The organism is Asticcacaulis solisilvae, from assembly GCF_052327315.1.
GTDB classification, from domain to species: Bacteria; Pseudomonadota; Alphaproteobacteria; order Caulobacterales; family Caulobacteraceae; genus Asticcacaulis; species Asticcacaulis solisilvae_B.
In genome coordinates this window covers 1,085,340-1,108,397 of record NZ_CP166196.1, presented here as the reverse complement: position 1 = coordinate 1,108,397, position 23,058 = coordinate 1,085,340, and the positions used below count along the sequence as shown (strand labels likewise).

The 23,058-nt window shown below is 65.9% G+C and carries 18 protein-coding genes; 7 read left to right on the top strand and 11 right to left on the bottom strand.

The genetic code is table 11. The annotated features are described in order from the left end of the window. The first annotated feature begins 6 nt into the window (after positions 1–6). Positions 7–732 (top strand): response regulator, encoded by a 726-nt coding sequence (locus AB8717_RS05195; protein ID WP_443749968.1) that lies wholly within the window; start codon positions 7–9, stop codon positions 730–732. Here the strand turns inward: AB8717_RS05195 and AB8717_RS05190 are convergent. The 4 genes from AB8717_RS05190 to AB8717_RS05175 form a co-directional block, all read right to left on the bottom strand. Continuing rightward, on the bottom strand, positions 729–2,912 hold the full coding sequence (locus tag AB8717_RS05190; RefSeq protein WP_443749967.1) for a bifunctional diguanylate cyclase/phosphodiesterase: 2,184 nt from the start codon (positions 2,910–2,912) through the stop codon (positions 729–731). The two genes, AB8717_RS05195 and AB8717_RS05190, sit on opposite strands and share 4 nt — an antisense overlap. Before the next feature lie 145 nt (positions 2,913–3,057). Further along, positions 3,058–3,342 (bottom strand): hypothetical protein, encoded by a 285-nt coding sequence (locus tag AB8717_RS05185; RefSeq protein WP_443749966.1) that lies wholly within the window; start codon positions 3,340–3,342, stop codon positions 3,058–3,060. A gap of 269 nt (positions 3,343–3,611) precedes the next feature. Continuing rightward, the gene (locus AB8717_RS05180) at positions 3,612–5,078 is read right to left on the bottom strand and encodes a GH1 family beta-glucosidase (protein WP_443749965.1); all 1,467 of its coding nucleotides are present in this window, start codon (positions 5,076–5,078) and stop codon (positions 3,612–3,614) included. A 239-nt stretch (positions 5,079–5,317) separates the two neighbouring features. Further along, the gene (locus tag AB8717_RS05175; RefSeq protein ID WP_443749964.1) at positions 5,318–6,097 is read right to left on the bottom strand and encodes a response regulator; all 780 of its coding nucleotides are present in this window, start codon (positions 6,095–6,097) and stop codon (positions 5,318–5,320) included. 310 nt (positions 6,098–6,407) lie between these two features. Between AB8717_RS05175 and AB8717_RS05170 the strand changes: the two genes are divergently transcribed. From AB8717_RS05170 to AB8717_RS05160, 3 genes are all read left to right on the top strand, one after another. Next, entirely contained in the window at positions 6,408–8,078 is a 1,671-nt protein-coding gene (locus tag AB8717_RS05170) for a methyl-accepting chemotaxis protein (protein ID WP_443749963.1), read from the top strand. Positions 8,079–8,171: 93 nt separating this feature from the next. Next, a complete protein-coding gene (locus tag AB8717_RS05165) occupies positions 8,172–9,767 on the top strand; it encodes a porin (protein ID WP_443749962.1) in 1,596 nt (531 codons plus the stop codon). 108 nt (positions 9,768–9,875) lie between these two features. After that, complete coding sequence (locus AB8717_RS05160; protein WP_443749961.1) at positions 9,876–11,012, top strand: tetratricopeptide repeat protein; 1,137 nt, start codon at positions 9,876–9,878, stop codon at positions 11,010–11,012. Here the strand turns inward: AB8717_RS05160 and AB8717_RS05155 are convergent. Genes AB8717_RS05155 through AB8717_RS05130 form a run of 6 tightly spaced genes read right to left on the bottom strand, consistent with a single transcriptional unit; the run spans position 11,005 to position 16,711 of the window. After that, positions 11,005–11,772, bottom strand: coding sequence for a phytanoyl-CoA dioxygenase family protein (locus AB8717_RS05155; RefSeq protein WP_443749960.1), 768 nt, complete (start codon positions 11,770–11,772; stop codon positions 11,005–11,007). The two genes, AB8717_RS05160 and AB8717_RS05155, sit on opposite strands and share 8 nt — an antisense overlap. After that, a complete protein-coding gene (locus AB8717_RS05150; RefSeq protein WP_443749959.1) occupies positions 11,757–12,797 on the bottom strand; it encodes an aKG-HExxH-type peptide beta-hydroxylase in 1,041 nt (346 codons plus the stop codon). Before AB8717_RS05150 ends, AB8717_RS05155 begins: the two co-directional genes overlap by 16 nt. After that, positions 12,782–13,951: an aKG-HExxH-type peptide beta-hydroxylase gene (locus AB8717_RS05145; RefSeq protein WP_443749958.1), complete on the bottom strand. Its 1,170-nt coding sequence runs from the start codon at positions 13,949–13,951 to the stop codon at positions 12,782–12,784. Before AB8717_RS05145 ends, AB8717_RS05150 begins: the two co-directional genes overlap by 16 nt. Beyond that, positions 13,948–15,171: a DUF6817 domain-containing protein gene (locus AB8717_RS05140; RefSeq protein WP_443749957.1), complete on the bottom strand. Its 1,224-nt coding sequence runs from the start codon at positions 15,169–15,171 to the stop codon at positions 13,948–13,950. The genes AB8717_RS05145 and AB8717_RS05140 overlap by 4 nt, the downstream gene beginning before the upstream one ends. Further along, positions 15,164–16,372, bottom strand: a complete 1,209-nt coding sequence (locus tag AB8717_RS05135; protein ID WP_443749956.1) for a radical SAM protein — start codon at positions 16,370–16,372, stop codon at positions 15,164–15,166. Before AB8717_RS05135 ends, AB8717_RS05140 begins: the two co-directional genes overlap by 8 nt. Positions 16,373–16,381: 9 nt before the next feature. Further along, positions 16,382–16,711, bottom strand: a complete 330-nt coding sequence (locus AB8717_RS05130; protein WP_443749955.1) for a hypothetical protein — start codon at positions 16,709–16,711, stop codon at positions 16,382–16,384. A gap of 548 nt (positions 16,712–17,259) precedes the next feature. On the opposite strand from AB8717_RS05130, the gene AB8717_RS05125 reads away from it, so the two are divergent. Together AB8717_RS05125 and AB8717_RS05120 are read left to right on the top strand one after the other, a co-directional pair. Then, entirely contained in the window at positions 17,260–18,939 is a 1,680-nt protein-coding gene (locus tag AB8717_RS05125; protein ID WP_443749954.1) for a methyl-accepting chemotaxis protein, read from the top strand. Between the two features lie 145 nt (positions 18,940–19,084). Next, the gene (locus AB8717_RS05120) at positions 19,085–19,627 is read left to right on the top strand and encodes a response regulator (RefSeq protein ID WP_443749953.1); all 543 of its coding nucleotides are present in this window, start codon (positions 19,085–19,087) and stop codon (positions 19,625–19,627) included. Here AB8717_RS05120 and AB8717_RS05115 read toward each other — a convergent pair. Next, positions 19,594–20,034 (bottom strand): response regulator, encoded by a 441-nt coding sequence (locus tag AB8717_RS05115; RefSeq protein ID WP_443749952.1) that lies wholly within the window; start codon positions 20,032–20,034, stop codon positions 19,594–19,596. The two genes, AB8717_RS05120 and AB8717_RS05115, sit on opposite strands and share 34 nt — an antisense overlap. A gap of 284 nt (positions 20,035–20,318) precedes the next feature. Between AB8717_RS05115 and AB8717_RS05110 the strand changes: the two genes are divergently transcribed. Continuing rightward, on the top strand, positions 20,319–23,006 hold the full coding sequence (locus tag AB8717_RS05110) for a glycoside hydrolase family 3 C-terminal domain-containing protein (protein WP_443749951.1): 2,688 nt from the start codon (positions 20,319–20,321) through the stop codon (positions 23,004–23,006). The last annotated feature ends 52 nt before the right edge of the window (positions 23,007–23,058 follow it).

The window sequence follows — 23,058 nt, the reverse complement described above, 5'->3', positions numbered from 1 at the left end:
GTAACCGTGACCGAACCGCCCTTGCCGCGCGTCCTGGTGGTGGACGACACCGCCGACATCCGCGATCTTCTGCTCGAAGTCCTCAGCCGCCGGGGATTCACCGTGCTGGCTGCCGATGGCGGCGTCGAAATGGACCGCATCCTGGCGGCCGAATCCGTCGACATCATCATCCTCGATTCGATGATGCCGGGCGAGGACGGCCTCAGCATCTGCCGCCGCATCAGCGAAGCCGGCGGCCCGCCCATCATCATGCTGAGCGCCAAGGGCGACCGGCTGGACCGCATCGGCGGACTGGAACTGGGCGCCCAGGACTATGTCGCCAAGCCCTTCGACGCCGACGAACTGAGTTTACGCATCCGCGCCGTCCTGCGCCGCGCCGCGCCGCCGCCTGCCCCGCCCGCCGTTCAGGCGGCGTGGTCGTTCTGCGGCTGGACGCTCGACCGCGACACGCGCAAGCTGACCAGCCCGGTCGGCAAGATCCTGGCCCTGTCGCCGGCGGAATTCGCCCTTCTGCGGGTGTTCATCGAAGGCCCGGACAAGCCGCTGCGCCGTGACTACATCCTGGAAAACATGGAAGAGGTCCACGACTTCACCACGCCGCGCGGTCTCGATACGCTGGTGTCGCGCCTGCGGCGAAAGCTGCAATATGCCCATCCCGGCGCGTCGGCCGAAGAGGAACTGATCCAGACGGTCTACGGCGTCGGCTATGTGCTGCGGCCGCGGCCGGCTTAGGCAACCGACCGCGTCCCGTCCTGCTCGAGCATGGCCAGGACATCGGCCAGCGCCTTGGGGCGGCTGAAATAGAAGCCCTGCAGCGTATTACAGCCCGCCAGGCGCAGCAGCCGCACGTGCTCCTCGGTCTCGACGCCCTCGGCCGTCACCATCATCTGCAACGCGGCGGCGATGCTGACCGTACCGGCCACAAGAGCCGCGGCCTGCGGATCGCGATCGATGCGGCCGGCCAGCGACTTGTCGATCTTGATGCGGTCGAAGTTGAAGCGACGCAGGTAGCCTATGCTGGAATAGCCCGTGCCGAAATCGTCGAGCGCGAAGGACACGCCGCGGCTTTTCAGATTGGCGACGGCCGCGATGGCGCGCTCCGGGTTTTCGATGAGGTAGCCTTCGGTGACCTCCAGTTCCAGGCGATCGACCGGGAAACCGGTCTCTTCCAGGACGGCGTCGACCTTGCGCTCGAATTCCGGGTCGCGGAACTGGGCCGGCGAGATGTTGACGCTCAGCTTCAGGCCCGGGACCGCCCTCATGTCGGCGCACGCCTTGCGCAGCACGAATTGGCCGATTTCGTGGATCAGGCCGCTGGTCTCGGCGATGTCGATGAACTGGTCGGGCGGCAGCGGCCCTTCCGGACGGCCCGGCCAGCGCACCAGTGCTTCGACCGAGGTGATGCGCTGGGTGCGCGCCTCGACGATCGGCTGGTAGACGACGTCGAATTCGCCGTTCTGCAGCCCCTTGCGGATGCCCTGCTCGACGGCCTGCTTGTGCTGGCGGGCGCTGTCGAGCGCGCTGTCGTAATGGGTGATGCGGCCCTTGCCGGTCGCCTTGGAATGATACATGGCCAGGTCGGCGCGGCGGAACAGCTCATGGCTGGTGCAGGCCTTGAGCGTGCTGGTGGCGATGCCGATACTGGCGCCGATCTGGACCGAGCGCTCGCCGATGCGGACGGGCGCGCCGACAAAGGCCAGCGCGGCTTCCGCAAAGGCCAGGGCCTTGGCCGGCCCGTCCTGGCCGGCAATCAGCAGGGCGAACTCGTCGCCGCCCATGCGCGCCAGCATGCCCTTTTCCGGCAGGTACTGCTTCAGCGCCGCCGCCACGATCATGATCAGCTTGTCGCCGGTATTGTGGCCGTAGATGTCGTTGACGTCCTTGAAGCCGTCGAGGTCGATGAAGACCACGGTCTGGGTGCGGGCCTTGTGCTTCTTGCCCTCGGACTGCAGGTGCTCGAACAGGGCGCGGCGGTTCGGCAGGCCGCTGAGATTGTCGGTCAGGGCGAAGCGCTTGGCCGTGGCCTCGCTTTGCGCCAGGCGATGCAGCGCATAGCCCGACACGCCGACGAAGACGATGACCAGCACGCTGATCAGCCAGGTGATCTGCTGGATTTTCGGCGCGGCGGCGCGCGCGGCCACCGCCCCCGACAGATGCGGCTTCCAGGTCAGGTGTGCGACGATGCGGCCGTCGGCGCCGGTAAGATTGAGATAGGGAATATGCGGATCGCTGGCCGGCGCCAGGCGCAGATTGTCGAGGCGGAAGGCCGAGCCCAGCCCCTGTACGAGGCTTGGCGAAAAGTGGCGGGTCATCACCAGATAGCGGCGCTTGCCGCCCTCGCCGCTGAGCACATGTTCGGCCGGGCGGACCAGCGAGATGCTGACCACGGCCGGGCCGTAGCGCGTCATGCTGAAACCCGAAACAGCGGTGTCGCCCGTCGCCAGCGGCCCGGGATGTTGCGCGAGCAAGGCCGCGAAGCCCGACCCGAAAACCTTCGGGTCCGAGCCGTTATAGGCCTCTCCACGGAAACGGCCCCACAGGACGTGCCGGGTCTCGTCGAGCAGGAATACGCCGTCATAGGTCTTGCTGTCGAGCGCGGTCACGCCCCAGTTCCGCTGCAGCCATGCCGTATCGGGCGTGCGGCCATAGGTCGGGGTGATGGCGTCGTCCCATTGGGCGTTGTCGGTCGTCTTCTGCGTCATGTGCGACAGCAGGGCCTGGGCGGCGGCTTCGGCCGTGTCGTTGTTGCGGCGCCCGTCCATCTCGTCGCTCTTGGCGGCGATGGCCGACAGGGACGAATTCAACAGGATGACCACGGCGGCGATGGTGGCGATGCCGCACAGGGCGACGGTCGCGATCAGCATGCGCGCGGTGGGACTGACATTCAGGCGCCACTGGCGCCACAGCTTCATGACTGGCAAGGATTTCCGGCAGTGACCCGCCGCCTAAGTAAGGAAAAGAAACGAAGTTTCAGATACTTTACCTTAGCAGACAGGCATGAACGCCGGTTTACGACATAGCGTTAACGGTGTTTTGCGAACACGGTTCCCCTGGCGTCTAGGCGTCTACGGTTTGCTGCGGGAAGCCGACAATGATATGGCGGGCCATGCCGGAGCGCACCGTCGAGGACAGGACCAGGACCGTATAATCACGGCTGGCGCGGCCATGGCGGAAGTCGTCTATCGCCTTTTCCATATCGGCCTTGAGCTCGCCGAGTGCAGCGCGGGACAACAGGCCGTTGCCTTCGGAAATGGTCGAGATCAGGGCATCGACGGCTGCATCCGCGGCGACTTCGCCGCGCTCAACCAAGAATAGCATGGTGTCGACGAAATCCCTGGCCATATTCCCCTCCGCGTTGAGCTATATGGTCTCCAATTTGCGAACAAATCCTTAACGAAACCCGGACCGAACTGGTTAACCGGGCGAAAAATATCAAAAGAAACTATTCCTAGATATTTCAGAGAGTTAGCTTTCGCATATGCAAAAAAGACGGGTTCGGAGTATTTGCCCAAAAAGAGTCCGGAGCATGCCGCGCCGTCCGGGGAACGCAGCATGCTCCGGTTCGGGAATGACGCAAGTTGGGAACCGTCATTCTGATGCGGGTCGGGGTGTCAGATTGTGTTGGCGGCGGCGACGCCGGCGTACCATTTGCCGGAATCCTTGATCGTCCGGGTCCCGTTGGCGAAGTCGACCCAGGTCAGGCCGAAGCGCTGGCTGTAGCCCGACGCCCACTCGAAATTGTCCATCAGGCTCCAGGCGTGATAGCCGCGCACCGGCACGCCGTCCTTGATGGCCTGCAGCATGGCGGCGAAGTGGCCACGATAGAAGGCGATGCGCTGCGGATCGTGGATCTGGCCGTCGGCGGTGGGCCCCATATTGTAGGCACAGCCGTTTTCGGTAATTTCGATCGGGCGATTGCCGGTCACCTTGTGCATGCGCACCAGGATATCATGGAAGCCCTGCGGATAGACGTTCCAGCCGAAGTCGGTCTTCGCGGTTTCCAGGGCCGGCGGTGCGTACGGCCATTTGGCATCGACATCGATCAGCGGCACGCCCGACGCTTCCTTGCCATAGGCGCACAGCGTGCCCGAATAGTAGTTGAAGCCGACAAAATCGAGGTCGGCGTGCATCCTGTCCGCGTCGCCGTCCTTCCAGTTCAGCAGTTCCGGCTGGCGGTCCGCCGGGAAGACGCCTTCGGGATATCTGCCCTCGATGACGGTCTGGGCGAACCACAGGTTCTGCCACTTGTCCCAGATGTCGGCGGCCGCCACGTCTTCGGGCCTGTCCGACGCCGGGATCATCGGTGTGACGTCGTAGACGCTGCCGACCTTCAGCTTCGGATTAGCCGCCTTTAGCGCCTTGTAGCCCAGGCCGTGCGCCAGGTTGACCGTATGGGTCGAGCGGATGAAGGCGTATGGATCCTTGCGGCCAGGCGCGAAGACGCCCTGATTGTAGCCCAGCGCCGTGAACGTCTTGGACTCGTTGAACAGGCTCCAGGTCTCGATGCGGTCGCCCAGCGCCTTGCCCATGATGCCGGCATATTCGGCATAGCGGTCCGCCGTTTCGCGCGCCGGCCAGCCGCCCCGGTCCTCGAGGTTTTGCGGCAGGTCCCAGTGGTAGAGGGTCGGCATCGGCCGGATACCCGCCGCCAGCAGCGCGTCGGTCAGGCGGTTATAATAGTCGAGCCCTTTCTGGTTGACCGGGCCCGTACCGTCCGGCTGGATACGGGTCCAGGCGATCGAAAAGCGATAGGATTTCAGGTTCATCGCCTTGAGCAGGGCGATATCGTCCATGTAGCGGTGATAGGAATCGCAGGCGACATTGCCGGTGTCGCCATTCTTGATCTTGCCCGGCGCCAGCACGAAGCGGTCCCAGATCGATTCCCCCTTGCCGTCTTCGCGATAGGCGCCTTCGACCTGGTAGGCCGCCGTCGCCGCGCCCCAGTAGAAGCCCGGCGGAAAGGCGCCGTCGCCCTGCCCTGCCCTTTTGGCCTTCGGTTTGGCCAGCGCCGCGGGCGCCAGCGCGGCTCCGGCCCCGACCATGCCCAGACTCGACATCAAAAAATCGCGGCGATTCATATCTGCCTCCCAGCATTGTGTGTTCGTTATGACAACGCTATCGGAGAACGGACGAGGCCGCAATATCACCATTGGAAACGCTTCCAATTTAAATAATGCTATAAAGAATATAGGTTTTGTGAATTTAATTGGAAACGCGCCCGTGGCGAAGTCCATCACATTTTATAAGCCGCTGTTTTGTCGCGGCCTTTTCCGGGGAAACCGCTTACGTAACCGCTTACGCGGGCGATGACCGCGTTTTAGCCGACCAGACGGTCGACGATGCTGACCAGGGTATCGGCCTCGAAAGGCTTGGGAATATCGGCGTCGGCGCCGGTCACCCGCGCCGCCATCAGCGCCTTGGACGGCGTCATGCGGGCGTCGAGGCCGGCCGACATGGCCACGACCTTCACACGCGGCCAGTTGGTCTTGATGATGCGCGTCCCCTCGATACCGCCCATGCCCGGCATGAAGATGTCGGTGACGACGATGTCGACGTGGGCGATATCCAGGCTGGCCAGGGCTTCTTCCATGGTCTTGGCCTCGGAGACGCGATAGCCCTTGTCGGCCAGGGCGCCCACGGCCATGTGGCGGATGAAGCGGCAATCGTCGACGACCAGGGCGTGCGGACGGCGGCGGCCAAGCTTCTTGTCCTTGGCGACCTCGTTGAGGATGCCCGACAGCTGCGTCGGATCGAACGGTTTTTGCAGCACGAAGTCGGCCTGGGATTCGCGCGCCGCCTTCAGCGTCTCTTCCAGCGCTTCTTCGCGGCTGCCGGCGGTCATGACGGCGATCGAGCTGTGCGGCGCCAGGCCGCGAATGCGGGGGATCGACGGCAGAGTCTTGCCCTCGCCCAGGAAGACGTCGAGCAGGATGAAATGGCAAGGCCCCTGCTTCAGGTAGAAGTAGGCCGCTTCCATGCTTTTCGCGATCGTAAACTTCCAGGATTCGCGCTCTATCATCCGGCCGATGAACTTCGCCTGGGTTTCACTGTCTTCGATAATTAAAGCCTGTCCCTGCACAGCAGTGGCCCCTCCCATGGGCGGTTACGCAAGACACGATACTCGGACCTTAAGGTCTTTTTGTATGACACTGCATAACCGGCACACCGGCAGGCTATGATTTGACTTTAACGTGGAAAGCTTAAGCTTTTATTATTGAAAATCCGGGACTTAGGTAGGGTTACACCGTTCGGTTTAACTACTCATTCACGGGTTGAGACTACGGTGCTTTCCGCAATCGTTTGCTGAAAGCCTGAACGCCGGCGCTCATGGGGCGTGCGGCGCGGACGCCATAACGGTTGCGATGGTCCACGAAGGCGCGGGCGGCCCCCGCACAAAGGAGTCTGAAATGACGATCAAGATGCGCATCCTTCTTCTCGTCGGTTGTTTCGCCGTCATGGCTTCGGCCATTACCGGCCTCGGCATCGTGACCATCAACGACTATAACCGCGTCCTGCGCGACGTCAGCGTCGCCCACGACAACGCCTATCGCGGCGAACACCTCAACCGCCTGGTCACCGCCGCCGTCATGGAGTCGCGCGGCGTCTACATGTCGAAGGACACGACCGAAGCGAAAAAGTACGCCGACGGCGTCGACAAGGACCTCAACGACATCCAGGCCCTGCTCAGCGACTGGCAAGGCAAGCTGCAACCCGGCCAGCTGCCGGAATTCGACGCCGTGAACCAGAAGGCCACCGAGTTCGTCGGCTTCCGCCGCGAGCTGGCGCGCCTGGGCCGCGAGGTCTCGCCGGAAGCCGCCAACACGCAAGGCAATAACGAGGCGAACCGCAGCAATCGTAAAGCCTTCCAGCAGAATATCGACGCCATGGTCGCCGATATCCACGGCAAGCTCGACGCCACCAATGTCCGCCTCGACGCCTTCAAGACCCAGCGCATCTGGCAATTCGTGCTGATCGCCGCCGGCGGCGTGATCGCCCTGCTCTGCGCCTCGCTGTGGGTCGCCTTCCGGCAGATCTCGCGCCCGTTGCAGCACGTCACCACCAGCGTCGTCCGCATCGCGGAAGGCGCCTACGACACCACCATTCCCGACGCTCATGGCCGCGACGAGATCGCCTCGCTGTGGCGCTCGATCCGCACCCTGCGCGACCAGGCGCTGGAGGCCGAAACCCTGAAGGCGCACCAGCGCGAGGAAGAACTGCGCATCGACAAGAACATGCGCGACGAACGCAACCGCATCGCCACCGAGTTCGAGCAGAGCATGGGCGAACTGGCCCGCCGTTTCGCCGACTCGTCGCGGACGGTCGCCGATTCCGCCCGCTCGCTGACCGGCAATGCCGAGGACGCCAGCCAGCGCGCGGAATCGGTCAACCACGCCGCCATCGACGCCGCCAACAACGTGTCCAACGTCGCCGCCGCCACGGAAGAACTGTCGGCCAGCGTCGGCGAGATCAATTCCCAGGTCATGCGCACCTCCGAAGTCACCCAGATGGCCGTTACCGAGGCACAGAAGACCGAGGAAGCCATCCGGACGCTGAGCACCGCCGCCAACCAGATCGGCGAGGTCATCAACCTGATCCAGGCCATCGCCGCCCAGACCAACCTGCTGGCGCTCAACGCCACCATCGAGTCGGCGCGCGCGGGCGAGGCCGGCAAGGGCTTCGCCGTCGTCGCCAGCGAGGTCAAGCAACTGGCGCAGCAGACCGCCAAGGCCACCGACGACATCCGCTCCAAGATCGGTGAGATCCAGGCCGCCACCGCCACCACGGTCGGCTCGATCGACGCCATCGTGCGCACCATCGAAAGCGTCGGCCAGCTGACCACCGGCATCGCCGCCTCGGTCGAGCAGCAGGGCTACGCCACCAACGAGATCGCCAGCAATACCAGCCGCGCCGCGCAAGGCACAAAGGACGTGACCGCCCACATCGCCGGCCTCGGCCAGGCGGCCAACGCCACCGGTTCGGCCGCGCAGTCCCTGCTCAGCCTGTCGAGCGACCTCGAGCACCGTTCCGAAGACCTGCAAACCGAGGTCGCCGGCTTCGTCAGCCGCCTGCGCGCCTGATGTTTCCCAAACCGTAGAGGCGTTTCGGCGCGCCTCTACGGGTTAACCATACTGCCGTCACCGCACACGCGGCACGATAAGGATCGAAGACCGATGCCCCTCCACCCCGCCATCAAGACCGGCGTCAGCCTGCTGGCCGTCGCCGCCGTGGCCTCCGCCCTGCCCGCCGCGGCGAAGCCCAAGGTTTCGCAGGCCGAGACCCTGCGCGCCCAGATCGCCGCCGAGGCGAAGGCGCTCATCGACCTGCAGAAGCAGCAGTACGAACAGGATTCGGCGCAGAAGCAGGCCCAGATCGACGCCCTCCAGGCCCAGGTCCGCGACCTGGCCTCGCAGCTCAAGACCATGCAGGACAGGCAGGCCGCCACCCCGCCGCCGCCGACCGTGCAGCAGGTCGCCCAGGCGGTGACGGCGGCGCAGCCCAAGCCCGCGACGACCACGACGATCAAGTCGGGCACGACGACCATCGCGTCTTCGGACGGCGACTTCTCGATCGCCTTCAAGGGCATCTTCCAGATGGACAGTGCATCCTACAGCCAGGACAAGACCCTCGATCCGGCGGTGACGGCGCGCGACCTCAATTCCGGCACCAATTTCCGCCGCGCGCGCCTGGGCATCACAGGCAAGCTGTTCCACGATTTCGACTACATGATCCTCACCGACTTCGGCGGCGCGGGCGCCGAGGATGTCGGCCGCTTCCACGAAGCGTGGATCCAGTACAGCGGCTTCAAGTCGGCCAAGCTGCGTGTCGGTGAATTCGCCCCCAGCGTCGGCCTGGCCGATGCCGGTTCGGCCAATGCCTCGCCCTTCCTGGAACGCGCCTCGTCCGCCGAAGTCGCCCGCGGCATGGCCGGCGGCGACACCCGCATGGCGGTCGCGGCCTTCAACGCGTCGGACCGCTTCCTGTGGTCGGTCGCCGTCACCGGCAATACCGTCTCGACGCTCAACACCCAGGCGACGTCGTTCACCGCCGCCAATTTCGACGAACAGCTGGGCGTCACCGCCCGCCTGGCCGGCACGCCGTTCCGGGGCAAGGACTGGCTGGTCCATATGGGCGTCAACTATTCGGACGTCATCAATCCCGGCGATGCCGGCGCCTCGGCGTCGGTGCGCTATCCGGTGCAGTTGCGCGACCGCCCCGAACTGCGGGTGGACGGAACCCGCCTGATCGATACCGGCGCCATCAACACCCAGTCGGCGACCGAGACCGGTGTCGAACTGGGCTGGCAGGACGGCCCCCTGTTCGCGCAGGCCGAAGCCTTCGATTACGACATCAAGCGCAAGGACCCGGCCGCCGGCGCGACCAATCCCAGCTTCTCGGGCTGGTATGTCGAAGGCGGCTGGTCGCTGACCGGCGAAGCCCGCAAATACAATACGCAGACGGCAGCCTTCGACGGCGTAACACCCGCCCACAATTTCGATCCCAAGGCCGGCACCTGGGGCGCGTGGGAGCTGGTGGCGCGCTATTCGACCCTGGACCTCAACTACCACGAAAACGCCACGACGGCAGCCGACCGCGTGCGCGGCGGCAGGCAGGACATCGCGGCGCTGGGCCTCGGCTGGCAGCTCAATCCGGCCGTCCGCTTCGTCTTCCAGGGCCAGGACGTGCGCATCGTCCGCATGAACAGCGCGGGCGGCCTGATGGACCAGCGCTATCACACCTTCGCCGTGCGCAGCCAGTTCGGCTTCTGATCCCCGCCCATTCGGCTTCCACGAGCGCGCCCGGCAACGGGCGCGCTTTTTGTTTGTGGCAGGCTTCCGGCGGCGTTAGGATACGGCCAGGGATCACGGGGGAGCACCATGAAATCCATATTGCTGACGGCGGCCGCGCTGGCCTGTCTTGCCGCGTCGCCCGCATTTGCCGGGACGCCGGGCGCCTATGACGGCACGGGCAGCCAGTTCGACGACCGCGATCCCACCATGGCGAAATCGACGATCGTCGCGGACGACGACCATACGATCGCCACCTTGCGCAAAAGCCTGCCGTCCCATCAGGGGATTATCTACTACGATCTGGCGACCCTTCTGCAACAAGGGGCCGGGTCAGCCGGCGTCGATCTGAAACAGGCCTACGACCTTTACGAACAAGCGGCGAACGCCGGCGAAGACAGGGCCCAGGCCATCATGTGCGTCGCCTACCTTCTGGGCGAAGGCCGGCCGTACGATCTCGCCAGGTCGATGAGCTACTGCACGAAATTGCCCGACGGCCATCCCATAAAAACCTTCGTCGGCGCCTACGACTTCGAGCACGGCCTCACCGGTCCGGCCGATCCTGAAACCGCGCTGGCCAACTACGTGGTGGCCGCCAAGGGTGGAGCGCCCGAAGCCTTCGACGCCGTCGGCAGCACGACGCTGAAACAGCCGGACAAGGCCGCCATCGCGCGCCAATGGTTCCGCAAGGCCGCGATGCTGGGTTCGGCCGACGGCATGGATCACCTGGCGGGCATGGTGATGGCCGGCCAGGGCGGCCCGGCCGATGAAAAGGAAGCCACCTGGCTGTACGTCAACGCCGCCCGGCGCGGCAATGCCCACGCCCAGGCCTGGCTGGCCGCACAACCCCAGCCGCCCGCGCCTCTGCCGCGCGTCGTCCTGCTCATGGGCAAGACCAACACTATGATCACGGAAACGGTGACTGACGAGAAGGGTACACATACGCGTCCCTTCGATATGTCCAAGACCACGCGCAGTGGCGAACTGTTCCCGATGGCGGCCCTCAACAGTAATGCATCGGGCAGCGCGACGCTTCACTGCTATATCGCCGCCGACCACCATTTCGACCTGTGCCTGCTTCAGCGTGAATATCCGGTCGGCTACAATTTCGGCCCGGTTCTCCTGGCTATCTACAACCGTCCGCTGACGGCGGCGGCCGAGGACAAGGTCGGCCGTCCCACCGCCAACAGCGTCTATCTCGCCACCGTAAACTGGAAGCTCAACTAAAAGCCGGCGCCTGTTCGTACAGCAGCGGAAAGAGCCCATGGTCGAACGGTTGTCCTTCCTCGAACGCAACGGCGACGGGGACAGGCATATCGAAGCCGCGCCAATGATAGACTGCGTCGTCGCCCAGCCAGCGCGTGACGTAGGCGCGGCGTGTGTGCCGCCCGGCTGTGTTGGCGAATGAGCCGTGGACGACACGGGCCTGATGGACGACCGCGTCGCCGGCGCGCAAATCGAAACTGAGGCTGTCCATCCGTTCGAAAGCCGCCTCGGGCGGCGGCACATCGCCGGCCGCGCCGTCCCATGGCCGAAAGATACGGCCGCTGGCCTGGCTGCCGGGAATGTAGCGCACCGCACCGTCCTCCGCGCCGACATCGTCGAGCGCCAGCCACAGGGTGCAGACCTGCTCACCTGCGACGCACCAGTGCGAGGCGTCCTGGTGCCAGCGCGTCGGCCGCGAGGCGCCGGGCGGCTTGGCGATGATCTCGTCATAGAAGAGCCGCGCCGTCCGGCTGCCCATCAGGCCGGCGGCAAGGCGCGCCAGGGCCAGGTCGAACAGGGCCGCCTCGCACGCCGGATGCGTCAGCCACAGGTAAGTGGCCGGCAGGGCCTCGCCGTTGGTCGCGACCATCCGGCGTCCGCCTTCAGCGACCTCGTCGGCCACCATGCGCAGACGCGCGACCTGGCCGGCGTCCGCTACCCGGCGCAGGCAGGCCAGGCCGGTTTCCGTATAAGGCGCGTCCACCGTCACGCCGCCAGGCATTGCGCCACCTCGTCGCCCAGGGCGGCGACCGACAGGCGTACGGCGACCGGCGCACCGCGCGGCAGCAGCGACTCGATCGGGCGCACGCCGATGAAACCGCGCGCGCACTGGGTCATACGCCGGATGCAGGTTTCCTCCGGCGCGAGACCGAGCGTGAGCGCCTTGAGCCAGAAGGCGAACAGCGCCCGCCAGACGTAGCAGGCCTGCATGAAGGTATTGGCGTCGAGCGGCCGCGCCGACCAGGGCGACACGATGTCGGCATCCCCTTCGGTCAGTAAACGCTGCCCAAGCTCGGCGTGGTCGATCAGGATATGGACCGTCTCGTGCAGCAGGGCGTCGGCCAGCACGGCGGGCGGGACGTCCTCGATATGCGCGTTGCGCAGCACGATCCGCCCCAGGGCCAGCCGCGTCGTCGACGAGGTCATGGACGACACCGTGGGGTCGCAGCGGCAGACGATGGTGGCGACCAGGCGCAGCACCGCTTCGGACCAGATTTCGGAACACTGGCCGAGGATTTCGAAGGCTGCCGTGACCTGGCGCGCGGCGGTCTGCGCTCTGGTGTCGTCGTAGGGTTCGGCCAGGCCCGGAATTTCATTGAGCGGCCGCCACGCTGCCGGGCTCAGGGCATCGATGACCGGCCCGTCGAGCAGCAAGCCCCCCATGACCTGGCCGTCGCGCCGGTCGCCCAGGGCCGTCCAGCCCCGGCCGCGCTCGCCCTCGATCCACTCGCTCATCAGGTCGATATCGTAGCCGCGCCCGCCCTGCCCGGCCCCGTGTAGCAGCGACCAGGTTTCCGGCGCCCGGTAGATGCGCACCTGCGACGCCGCCGGCAGGACGTGAAAGGCCGCACGAACGTTTCCGGCATCGCCCCTGGCGTCCCACGCCTGCCACCAGGCCCGCCACAGGACATGGCGTTCGGCATCGGCGTGGGCCAGCAATCCGTCGATAAAGCCCGGAACAGGATCGCCGCGCACGAAGGCGGCGATGGCGGCCGGGCGCGGATCGGCGCTCACGGACGGAACCATGCGTCGAAGGTCCGCACCATGTCGGCATGGACCGCCTGTCCGGCTGGGGTGAAGCGGGCATGGGCCTCCAGCGTGGCCATGGCGATACCGACCTCGGTCTTCAGCCGCTCGAAATAACCGGCGAAGCGCTGGCGATGCGGCCCCTGGCATCCGCGGCGCGCCATTTCCCCGACATTGAGGAAGGCGTGGGCGCCCAGCAGGACGCCACGCATCGGGCGGTCGTCGCTGCGCCAGGGGTGGCGGTATATGGCCTCGGGCCCGTTGTCGAGCAGCGGATGCACGGCCCACAGGGCGTCCAGCTTGACGTGCGACATCTCGTGGACAAGGCATTCGGCGACGATTTCGGGCATGGTCTCGGCGCGGATCGTCACCAGGATCGCGCCCGGAATGCTGGCCGACGAGGCGCTGAATATGCTGCCCGTGCCGGTCTCGATCGCGGCGATGCCCTTGACGAAGGCCGCCAGGTCCAAAAGCGAGTCGGGCCAGACGTCCGCCAGCAGCGACAGGGCGCCCAGCAGGCCGTGCGCCGCCCCCGCCGGATCGGTGTCGCGATACCCGCCGTCCGGCACTTTATGCAGCCGGCACAGCTCACGCACGCTGGCGGTCGGATAGAGTTCGATATCGAGCGGCAGGAAGGTGCGCGGCCGGAACATCATGCCGCTGCCTTCAAAACGGGGGCCTTCGGCGCCGATGCGGATGCTTACCGCGCCCTCGCCGTCGAGCGCCTCCGCGAAGCCGAGCGGCCGCACCTCCTCGTCGCCCGGCAGGACGGCCTGCCAGTCGCGGCCGGCGTCGATGCCGCCGAGATGCGTGACCATGACCAGCGGCAGGGCCAGGAGGCCGCGTTCGAGCGCGCCGACGCTGCCGGCCTCCTCGGTCCGGCATAGCCAGGCGGCATAGTCGACCGAGGTCATGATGTCGGTCACCATCTCGCCCGGCTGGGCGGACAGCCAGTCGGCGATGGCTTCGGCCTGAGCGATGGCGGCGGCCGTAACCAAGGGCCTGGCCATGTCGATCAGCATCAGGGTGCGCGCCATGGCGTGCATGGCCTGCCAGGCGCGGAAGGTGGCGACCGCCGCCTCGCCCTGGCCGTGAACGGCGACGCAAGATGTGGGCAGGTCGGCGACGAAGCTTTCGGCGGGCGGGACGATCATGCGGTCAGGGCCTCCACGACCCGGCGGGCGTTGGACGGGATATAGCCGGTCAGCTTGGCGAAGGCCTGTTTCAGCTCGAACAGGCTGCCAGGCTCGAAGGCGGTGTCGCCCTGCTCGAGCGCATTGGCGAGCGCGATCAGGTTGAGGTCGGCGATGTCCTGGATGGACAGCCATTCGGGTTCGGTGGCGTCGCGCCGCCGCGCCATGAAGCCGTCCTCGCCGGCATATTTGTAGATCTCGTTGAAGCGCACGACCGAGAACAGCCAGGCCAGCCGCTCGGCTTCATCGCCGATCAGGGCGCGCAAGGACTCGCGCTCCCATTCGGCGTAGAGGCGCGTGTGGAACGAGCCGGTGCCGTAGACGCTGTGGAACAATCCGGCGCGGACGACGGTGTCGCGGCACGTCCAGTCCGACAGCAGCGACGCCACACCGACCAGGTGCGACAGCAGGCTGGCGCCGGAATGCGGCGTGCGGTGCGCGCCCCGGCCCTTCAGCTCGGCCAGGAAGGCGTCGGCGCCGTCGATGCGCGCCAGGCCGTCCTCGGAACGTTCGGCGCGGAGGTCCGCCTTGCGCGCCTGGGCATTGCTGACCTGGTCGGCGTGCCAGAAGCCGAGGACCAGCGAGAAGCGTTCGCCGTTCATGACGTCGTTGACGGCGTGCAGCGACTTTTCACTGAGCGCAAACGCGATCGCCAGATTGTGCAGCGGCCGGGCGATGGCGGCGACGCAATCGGGCTCATGGCCGGTCATCATGCAGAAGTGGCCGCCGTCGGCGTCGTCGAAACCGCCATCGCGCAGGGTGACCAGCAGGCGGAGATATTCGGTCCCCAGAATCGGGTCGTCCGTGTGGACGCCGATACCGTGGCCCGGCCGCATCCGGTGGGCGCACAGCGACACATACTGGCCGTCGAGCGGAATGCCGAAGCGCGCGCTCAGCGCCTTTGCCAGTCCGCCGCGCGCTGCCGGCGACAGCACGCCGTCGCCGCGCACCAGCGGACAGTCCTCAAGATTGTCGCAACTGTCGTGGCTGTAGAAGTCGCGCTCCTGCCGCCACCAGGTGGCGCCGCTAAGCAGCCAGTCGAGCAGCGCCCGGGCATCGCCGTCGGCGAACAGGCGCTCGACGATCAGATGCGGGTAAGGATGTGCGCCCAGCGTTCCCGCCGCGATGGCGTCGGGCGCGGCGGAAAGGTGCGTGGCGAGGCCGGCAAGGCTGTCAGGCATGGAGGGTCTCCGGGGCTGTGGATTGCAGCGTTGTGAATTCAAGGTCCGGGCCGATGCGGGCCCAGATGTGCGAGATCAGCGCTTTCAGGTCGGCGCAATAGACGCTGGGATTGGCGAAGCCGTTCCGGCTTGACCACCGGCTGGCGATATGGCCGCCGCCGCAGACCCGGGCCCACGGGCATTCCCGGCAGGCCGGCGCCAGGTCGAGGGAGGCGTCGAAGATGGCCCGCCACGGCTCGGTGGCGCGGATGTCGTCGAGCGCATCTGTGGCGAGGTTGAGCCCCGCCCCCGTCCGGCCGGTGATGCGGCAGACGTCGTGCGCCTCGATGGCGCCGTCGCTGGAAATGGTGGCGGCGCGCACGGGGCCGTAGCCGATGCTTTCGACGCCGCTCGATGCGCCGACCAGTCCGGCGATGATGGCGTCGAACAGGCGGATGCGCACGCCGGCAGTCGCGTACGCGTTCCACCAGCGGTCGAACAGGCCGATGAAAAAGGGCGCGATCGACGGCGGCGTGTCGTCGGCGGTGGCGTCGGGAATGAGGACATCCAGCTCCCTCAAACCCAGCTCCGCAACGAAGTGGTCGAGCAGGGCGTCGGGATCGCCGGCTGGATCGGCGACCGCCAGTATGCCGGGCTCCTGTCCGAAGACACGCAACTGTTCCAGCGCCGCCACGGTCCTGGCGTGGGTCGGCCGGCCGCGCAGGTCGAAGCGCACGCGGTCGTGCTGTTCGGCCGGGCCGTCGAGGCTGAGCGTCACCGCCACGCGGAAGCGGATGAACAGCAGCACCCAGTCTTCGTCGATCAGCAGGCCGTTGGTCGTGATGCACAGGCGGATATCGCAGCCGGTTTCGGCCGCCAGCGCTTCCGCCGCCAGGCCGAGGCGCAGGAAGGCCGCCTTGCCGAACAGCAGCGGCTCGCCGCCGTGCAGCACCAGGACGAAGCGGTCGAGGCGATGGTCGAGGATGTGTTCGCGCAGCCTGGCGATAAGCTGCGCGGCCACATCCTCTCCCATGCGCTTGGGCAAAGCCATGACCGACGGGTCGCGGAACCAGTAGCAGTAGCTGCACGCCATGTTGCAGCGGGCGGCCAGTTTCACGACCACGGCATCGATCGGCCGCAGGGCCTCGATCTCGGGCGACACGGGATGGCGCGCCGGCAGGCCTGCCGGACGGATCCCGTGGACGGGCATGGCTTCAGGCATGACGGTCCCCTACTTCTGGACCTTTTCGGTCATCACCCGCTGGGCGATGCCGCGGATGCGGTCCTCCAGCTCGACCGGATTGATGACTTGCGAGGCCAGCGAATTGTTGTCGCCGGTGCGGTCGAAGATGCGTTCATAGCCGGGATTGGTGCGGTCGAAATTCTGCACAGCGACGTCGCCAATGCGGCCGAGCACCGTGTTGAGGGCGTCGGACCGGGCCTGCAGGTGCAGTTTCAGGCCGAACTTGTCCTGCAGTTCCTTGACCTGGGTGTCGTTCAGCTTGCCGGCGGGGACGGAGAAGACCGACTGCATTTCGGGCGTGGATTTGGTGTCTGTCATTGTCATGACCTCAGGATCGGGCGCGCAACTTCGCTGCCGCACGGACGCACCGGACCGGCGCCGCACGCCGGAAAGGCGGATGCGGCCTGAATTCGATGACGGACGAGCGCAATCGATCGGTCCGGCCTGTCGGCCGTACGGCGAAAAGTCGCTACGCGAATGGAAGAAATGAATTCGGGAACAATCCGGCACGAGTCCCGGGCGCATGGGCCCCGTCGTCCTGCCGTGAACTGTAAAAAAGACGACTTAACGCAATGGGCGCCGGACATGCCGCGCCAAGGTCGACCAACGTGCAGAGTTTCTTATGAATATTGACCTGCCGTAAGGTGACCGTAGCGCAACGAAACCACCCAGGCAAGAAATTTTCCGCTAAATCACGGAAAAAATACCACTAATGAGAGAGTAAGCTAAATGAAATCTTAAAAGCGGTCCGGCGCCCGGGACCGCAGGCGGGCTGCCTCATCGCGATTCTGTGACAACCGAAGGTTAGGCCTCGTTAACCAAGATGCGAGACACTACGGCGTCTCGGCCTCCATAAGAGTTGTGTAATGAAACTATCGATCGGACAGAAGCTCTCCGCGGGCTCGGGCGTCTTCATCGTCGCCATGGCCACCCTCGTCGCCGGCGCCTATGTGTCGCTCGACCATCTCAAGAAGCTCCAGGACCAGGGCATGGACCTGGTCAAGGTGGCGGCCTCGGCGCAAGCGCTGTCCGGCAAGGGCGCCGCGCTCTACCAGATTATCGCCGACGGCGAGATCAACCACGAACTGTCGACGACCAAATCGGACTGGGCCAAGGAAAAGCAGGCGACCGAAGCCCTGTTTACCGACCTGGGCAGCCAGGTCGATACGGCCGACGGCAAGGCCGAGCTGGAAAAGGCCAGGGCCGGCTACGACAAGTACATAAACCTGTTCGAGACCCAGATGCTGCCGGCACTGGAAGCCAATGCCGAGATGACGCCCGCCATCCGCACGCTCGACGGCCAGCTCGACGACGCCCGCCAGGGCATGGACGATCCGCTGACGGCGCTGACCAAGGACAGCCAGGCCCGCGCCAACGCCGCCGACGGCGCCTTCGACGCCCTGTCGCATTCCATCCTGGTGATCGGCACCGTGGTCGGCCTGCTGGCCCTGATCCTCGGCACCGGCATCAATATCGTCGTCGTCCGCCACGTCTCGCGGCCGCTGAAGATCCTGAGCCACCTGCTGCACCGCCTGATCGACGGCCAGGCCATCGCCGCCATCCCCGACCAGGACCGCAGCGACGAAGTCGGTGAAGTCGCCCGCGCCGTGTCGGCCTTCCAGACGTCGCAGGTCGAACTGAAGCGCCTGGAAAGCGAACAGGCCTCGGCCCGCGTCAAGCTGGAGGCCGACGCCGAACGCGCCCGCGAGGTGCTGGTCACGGCCGAAGCCTTCGAGCGCAAGATCAAGGTCGTCGCCGAACGCGTCGCCCAGACCGCCCGCACCATGAATTCGGCCGCCCGGACACTGGACAATGCCGCGCGCGACGCCGACAACCGCTCGGCCTCGATGGCCGGCGCCACGTCGCAGTCCTCGGCCAACCTGCAGACCGTTGCCTCGGCGACCGAGGAACTGTCCGCCTCGATCTCGGAAATCGGCCGCCAGGTCGAGGAAACCACCATCATGACCCAGGCGGCGGAGATCGAAGCCCACCGCACCACGGGCACGGTCGACCGCCTGTCCGACGCCGCCACGCGTATCGGTGATGTCGTGGCTCTTATCCAGGACATCGCCGCCCAGACCAACCTGCTGGCGCTCAACGCCACCATCGAAGCGGCGCGGGCCGGGGCCGCCGGCGCGGGCTTCGCGGTCGTCGCCGGCGAGGTCAAGACCCTGTCGGCCCAGACGACGCGCGCCACCGACGACATCCGCAGCCACATCCAGACGATGCAGGAAGTGACCGGCGAGACCGTGACCGCTATCCGCGGCATCGGCGAGACCATCGGCCGCATCAACAGCGTCGCCACCTCGATCGCCGCGGGCGTGACGCAGCAAAGCGCGGCCACCGCTGAAATCGCCGGCAATGTCACCCAGGTCGCCCACGGCGCCGCCATTATCAATGCCGACCTCGGCGAAGTGGTCCAGGCCTCGCAGACGACGTCGGAAACCTCGGCCACCGTGCTCGACTCGGCCGCGGCGCTCAACGACCAGGTATCGGCCCTGTCCGACGAGGTCGACAGCTTCCTGCGCGTCATCCGCGCGGCGTAAGGCCCGGCATTCCGCTTCCCGGCGCAATCGCCGTTGGAATAAGTCCTTGCGGTACCGTAAGTTCTTGCTGATTTTGATTGCTATCGGGGCCGGGTGTCTGCACACTCGGCCCCGATACGTTTAGGGGGCGTTTTAAGGAATTCCTGTGGTCGGCCTCAGTCGTGTAAAATTCCTGGTCATCGACGACAATGCCTACATGACCAACATCGTGGGCACGATCCTGCGTGGCTTCGGCGCCAAGCAGATCGTCGAGGTCCGCGACGCCACCGAAGCCTTTGAACGCTTGAAGACAGACGCCGTCGACATCGTCATCGTCGACTACATGATGCCCATTCTCGACGGCATCGACTTCGTCAAGCTGATCCGCACCTCTTCGGATATCGGCAACCGCTACGTCCCCATCATCATGCTGACGGCGCACTCGGAACGCTCGCGCGTCGAACTGGCGCGTGATTCGGGCGTGACGGAATTCTGCTGCAAGCCGGTGACCGCCCAGGAGCTGTTCCGCAAGGTTGTGGCCGTCATCGATTTTCCGCGCCCCTTCATCAAGACGCCGATGTATTTCGGGCCCGACCGCCGGCGCAAGATGGACGCGACCTATGCCGGCCCCGAACGCCGCCACGGCTGGACGCCCGATCACCAGCCGCCGTCCGACTACAAGGGCCCGACGGGATCGTCGGACGACTGAACAGGTTTCCGCTCGGCCAGGACCTCGGTCAGCGTCTTCAACAGATCATTGAACTCGATCGGCTTGACCAGATGGCGGTCGAAACCCGCCTCCCGGGTGCGCCCTCGCATATCCTCGTCGCCGTAGCCGGATTGCGCCACCACGCCCAGGTCCTTCCAGGCCTCGTGCGCCCGCACGGTCCTGCACAGTTGCAACCCGTCCATGACCGGCATGCCGATATCGAGCAGCAGGATGTGGGGATGAAACCGGTCGATGCAGACGAGCGCGTCGGCCCCGTTGTGACAGGTTTCGACGGTAAAGCCGGCGTCTTCGAGCAGCCAGGCATAGGTCAGGGCCAGCGACTCGTTGTCGTCCACGATCAGCACGCGGATGCCGGTTCTGGAAGGCGTTTCGGATTGGCCGGCCATATCGGCCTCGCAGTCAGTTCAGTTTTGAAATTCTCGGTCCGGACGGCCGGGTGGTTTCGGCACCCGTCTACCGGTTATGCCGTCATTAGGCCCGGAACCGCGCAGGCAACAAGGCATGCCGGATTGCCATTTCCAGCCGCCCGGCCCCATCGATTCCTTATTTTCTCGCGCTACGGGTGAAAAGCCGAACGCTTTGCGACAGCTGCGCGATTGACACGGCCCCAAAATGGACTGAACTAGCCCTAAACAAAGCGCCGCCCGACGGCACCAGGTGAGAGAACGTCATGAACCAGCTCAAATTCGCCCGTCATCACGCGCTTGTGTGCGTCTCGATGGTAGCGCTATCATTTGCAGCCGCCGCCCATGCCGCCGATCCGGCCTATCTCGACACCAGGCTGTCGCCCGAAGCCCGGGCGAAGGACATCGTGTCGCGCCTGACGCTGGATGAAAAAGCCGCGCAGATGCAGGACAACGCGCCGGCCATCCCGCGCCTGGGGATCAGCCGCTACGGCTGGTGGAACGAGGTGCTGCACGGCGTCGCCCGCGCCGGCCACGCCACCGTCTTCCCCCAGGCCATCGGTCTGGCCGCGACCTGGGACACCAAGCTGATGGACGATGTGGGCAGCGTCATCGCCGTCGAAGGCCGCGCCAACCGCGACCTGGCCCTGGCGCGCGACGCATCCGGCACCGACCGCTATTTCGGCGTCAACTACTGGTCGCCCAATATCAACATCTTCCGCGACCCGCGCTGGGGCCGCGGCCAGGAAACCTATGGCGAGGACCCGTACCTGACCGGCCACATGGCGATCAGCTTCATCCACGGCATCCAGGGCGACGACGACAGCTACTGGAAGGGCGTGGCCACGCCCAAGCATTTCGTCGTCCATTCGGGGCCTGAGCCCCTGCGCCACGGCTTCAATGTCGACCCGTCGCCGTTCGACCTCGAAGACACCTACCTGCCGGCCTTCCGCTCGGCCATTGTCGATGGCCACGCGCGGTCGCTGATGTGCGCCTACAACGCCGTCAACGGGGCGCCCGCCTGCGCCAATCCGCTGCTGGAGACCCGTATCCGCCACGACTGGGGCTTCAAGGGCTTCATCGTCACCGACTGCGACTCGATCGACGACATGGTGACCGGCCACAAGTCCGCGCCCGACCGCGCCCACGCCTCGGCGGCCGGTGTCAAGGCGGGGGCCGACCTCGACTGCGGCTCAAGCTACGCCGCCCTGCCCGACGCCGTGAAGGCGGGCCTGATCCCTGAGGCCGATCTCGACCGCTCGCTGATCCGACTGATCGCCGCCCGCATCCGCATGCAGACGCTCGACAACCGCAGCGACACTACGCCGGCCTCCGAGATCAATTCGCCGGAACACCGGGCGCTGGCCCTCAAGGCGGCGCGCGAAGCCGTGGTGCTTTTGAAGAACGACAAGGGCCTGCTGCCATTGGCGGGCGTCCGCCGCATCGCCGTCATCGGCCCCAATGCCGCCAACCTGCAAAGCATCGAGGGCAATTACACGGGCGTGCCGGTCGATCCCATCCTGCCGGCCGATGCGCTTCGCACGGCTTTCGGTGACGCCAATGTCGTCTATGCCCCCGGTGCGCCGCTGACCGAAGGCATGCGGATGCCGATCCCCGAAACCTATCTGCACCCGGCGGCGGACAGCGCCGACAGCGGGCTGAAGGGCGAATACTACGCCAATCTCGACTTTTCCGGCGCGCCGGCCGTCACACGCACCGACCGGCGGATCAATTTCGACTTCTACCACACAGCGCCGGACATGCCCGGTTTCAAGCCGCTCGGCTTTTCCATCCGCTGGAGCGGCGTCATCACGCCGCCCGCGCCCGGCACCTACCAGATCGGCTTCCGCATGACGACGCCGATGCCGCGCAAGGGCGCGCCCCTGCCCGACGTCAAGGTATGGATCGACGACAAGCTGGTGCTGGACCCCGAAATCGCCGGGGTGACCGCCACCCCCGTCCCCTGCGCCAGCGACAGTTGCCCCGCGCCCGGCCACCTGGTCGACGTGACCTTCGCCGACACGAAGCCGCACACGGTCCGCATCGACTATGTGCGCAAGCACGACGACCGCATCACCGCCTTCGAATGGATCGCCCCGTCGCAGCCCCTGATCGACGGCGCGGTCAAGGCGGCGCAAGGATCGGACGCCGTCGTCGCCTTTGTCGGCCTGTCCCCCGACCTGGAGGGCGAGGAGATGAAGGTCAACTATCCGGGCTTCAGCGGCGGCGACCGCACCACGCTTAACCTGCCCCAGGCCCAGGTCGACATGCTCAAGGCGGTCAAGGCGACCGGCAAGCCGCTGGTCGTCGTCTACCTGACGGGCGGACCGATCACCGATCCCTGGGTCGAACAGAATGCCGATGCCCTGGTCCAGGGCTGGTATCCGGGCGAGGCCGGCGGCACCGCCATTGCCGACGTCCTGACCGGCAAATACAATCCGTCCGGCCGCCTGCCCTACACCATCTATGCCGACCTGAGCGAACTGCCGGCGTTCGAGGACTATTCGGTCGCCAACCGTACCTATCGCTATTTCAAGGGCAAGGTGCTGCATCCCTTCGGCTATGGCCTGAGCTACACCCGTTTTACCTACGGCGCGCCCAGACTGAAGGCATCGGTCAGGGCCGGCGCGGGCGTCCCCGTCAGCGTCGCCGTCACCAATACCGGCAAGACGGACGGCGACGAGGTCGTGCAGGTCTATGTCACCAAGCCGAAGGGTTACCGCACCGCCTCGCACGTCCTGGCCGGTTTCAACCGCATCGCGCTCAAGGCCGGCGAGACGAAGACGGTTACGCTTATGTTGACACCGCGCGACCTGTCGCAGCCCGACGACAAGGGCGTACGCAAGGTCCTGCCCGGCAAGTACACCGTCTATGCCGGCGGCGGCCAGCCGGGGCTGTCGGAAGGCCATTCCGCCACCCTGACCGTCACCGGCACCACCACCTTGCCGAGATGACCCCTTATTGCCCGCCGGAACAAAACGCTCTATGGTTTATTCAAGGCTAAAG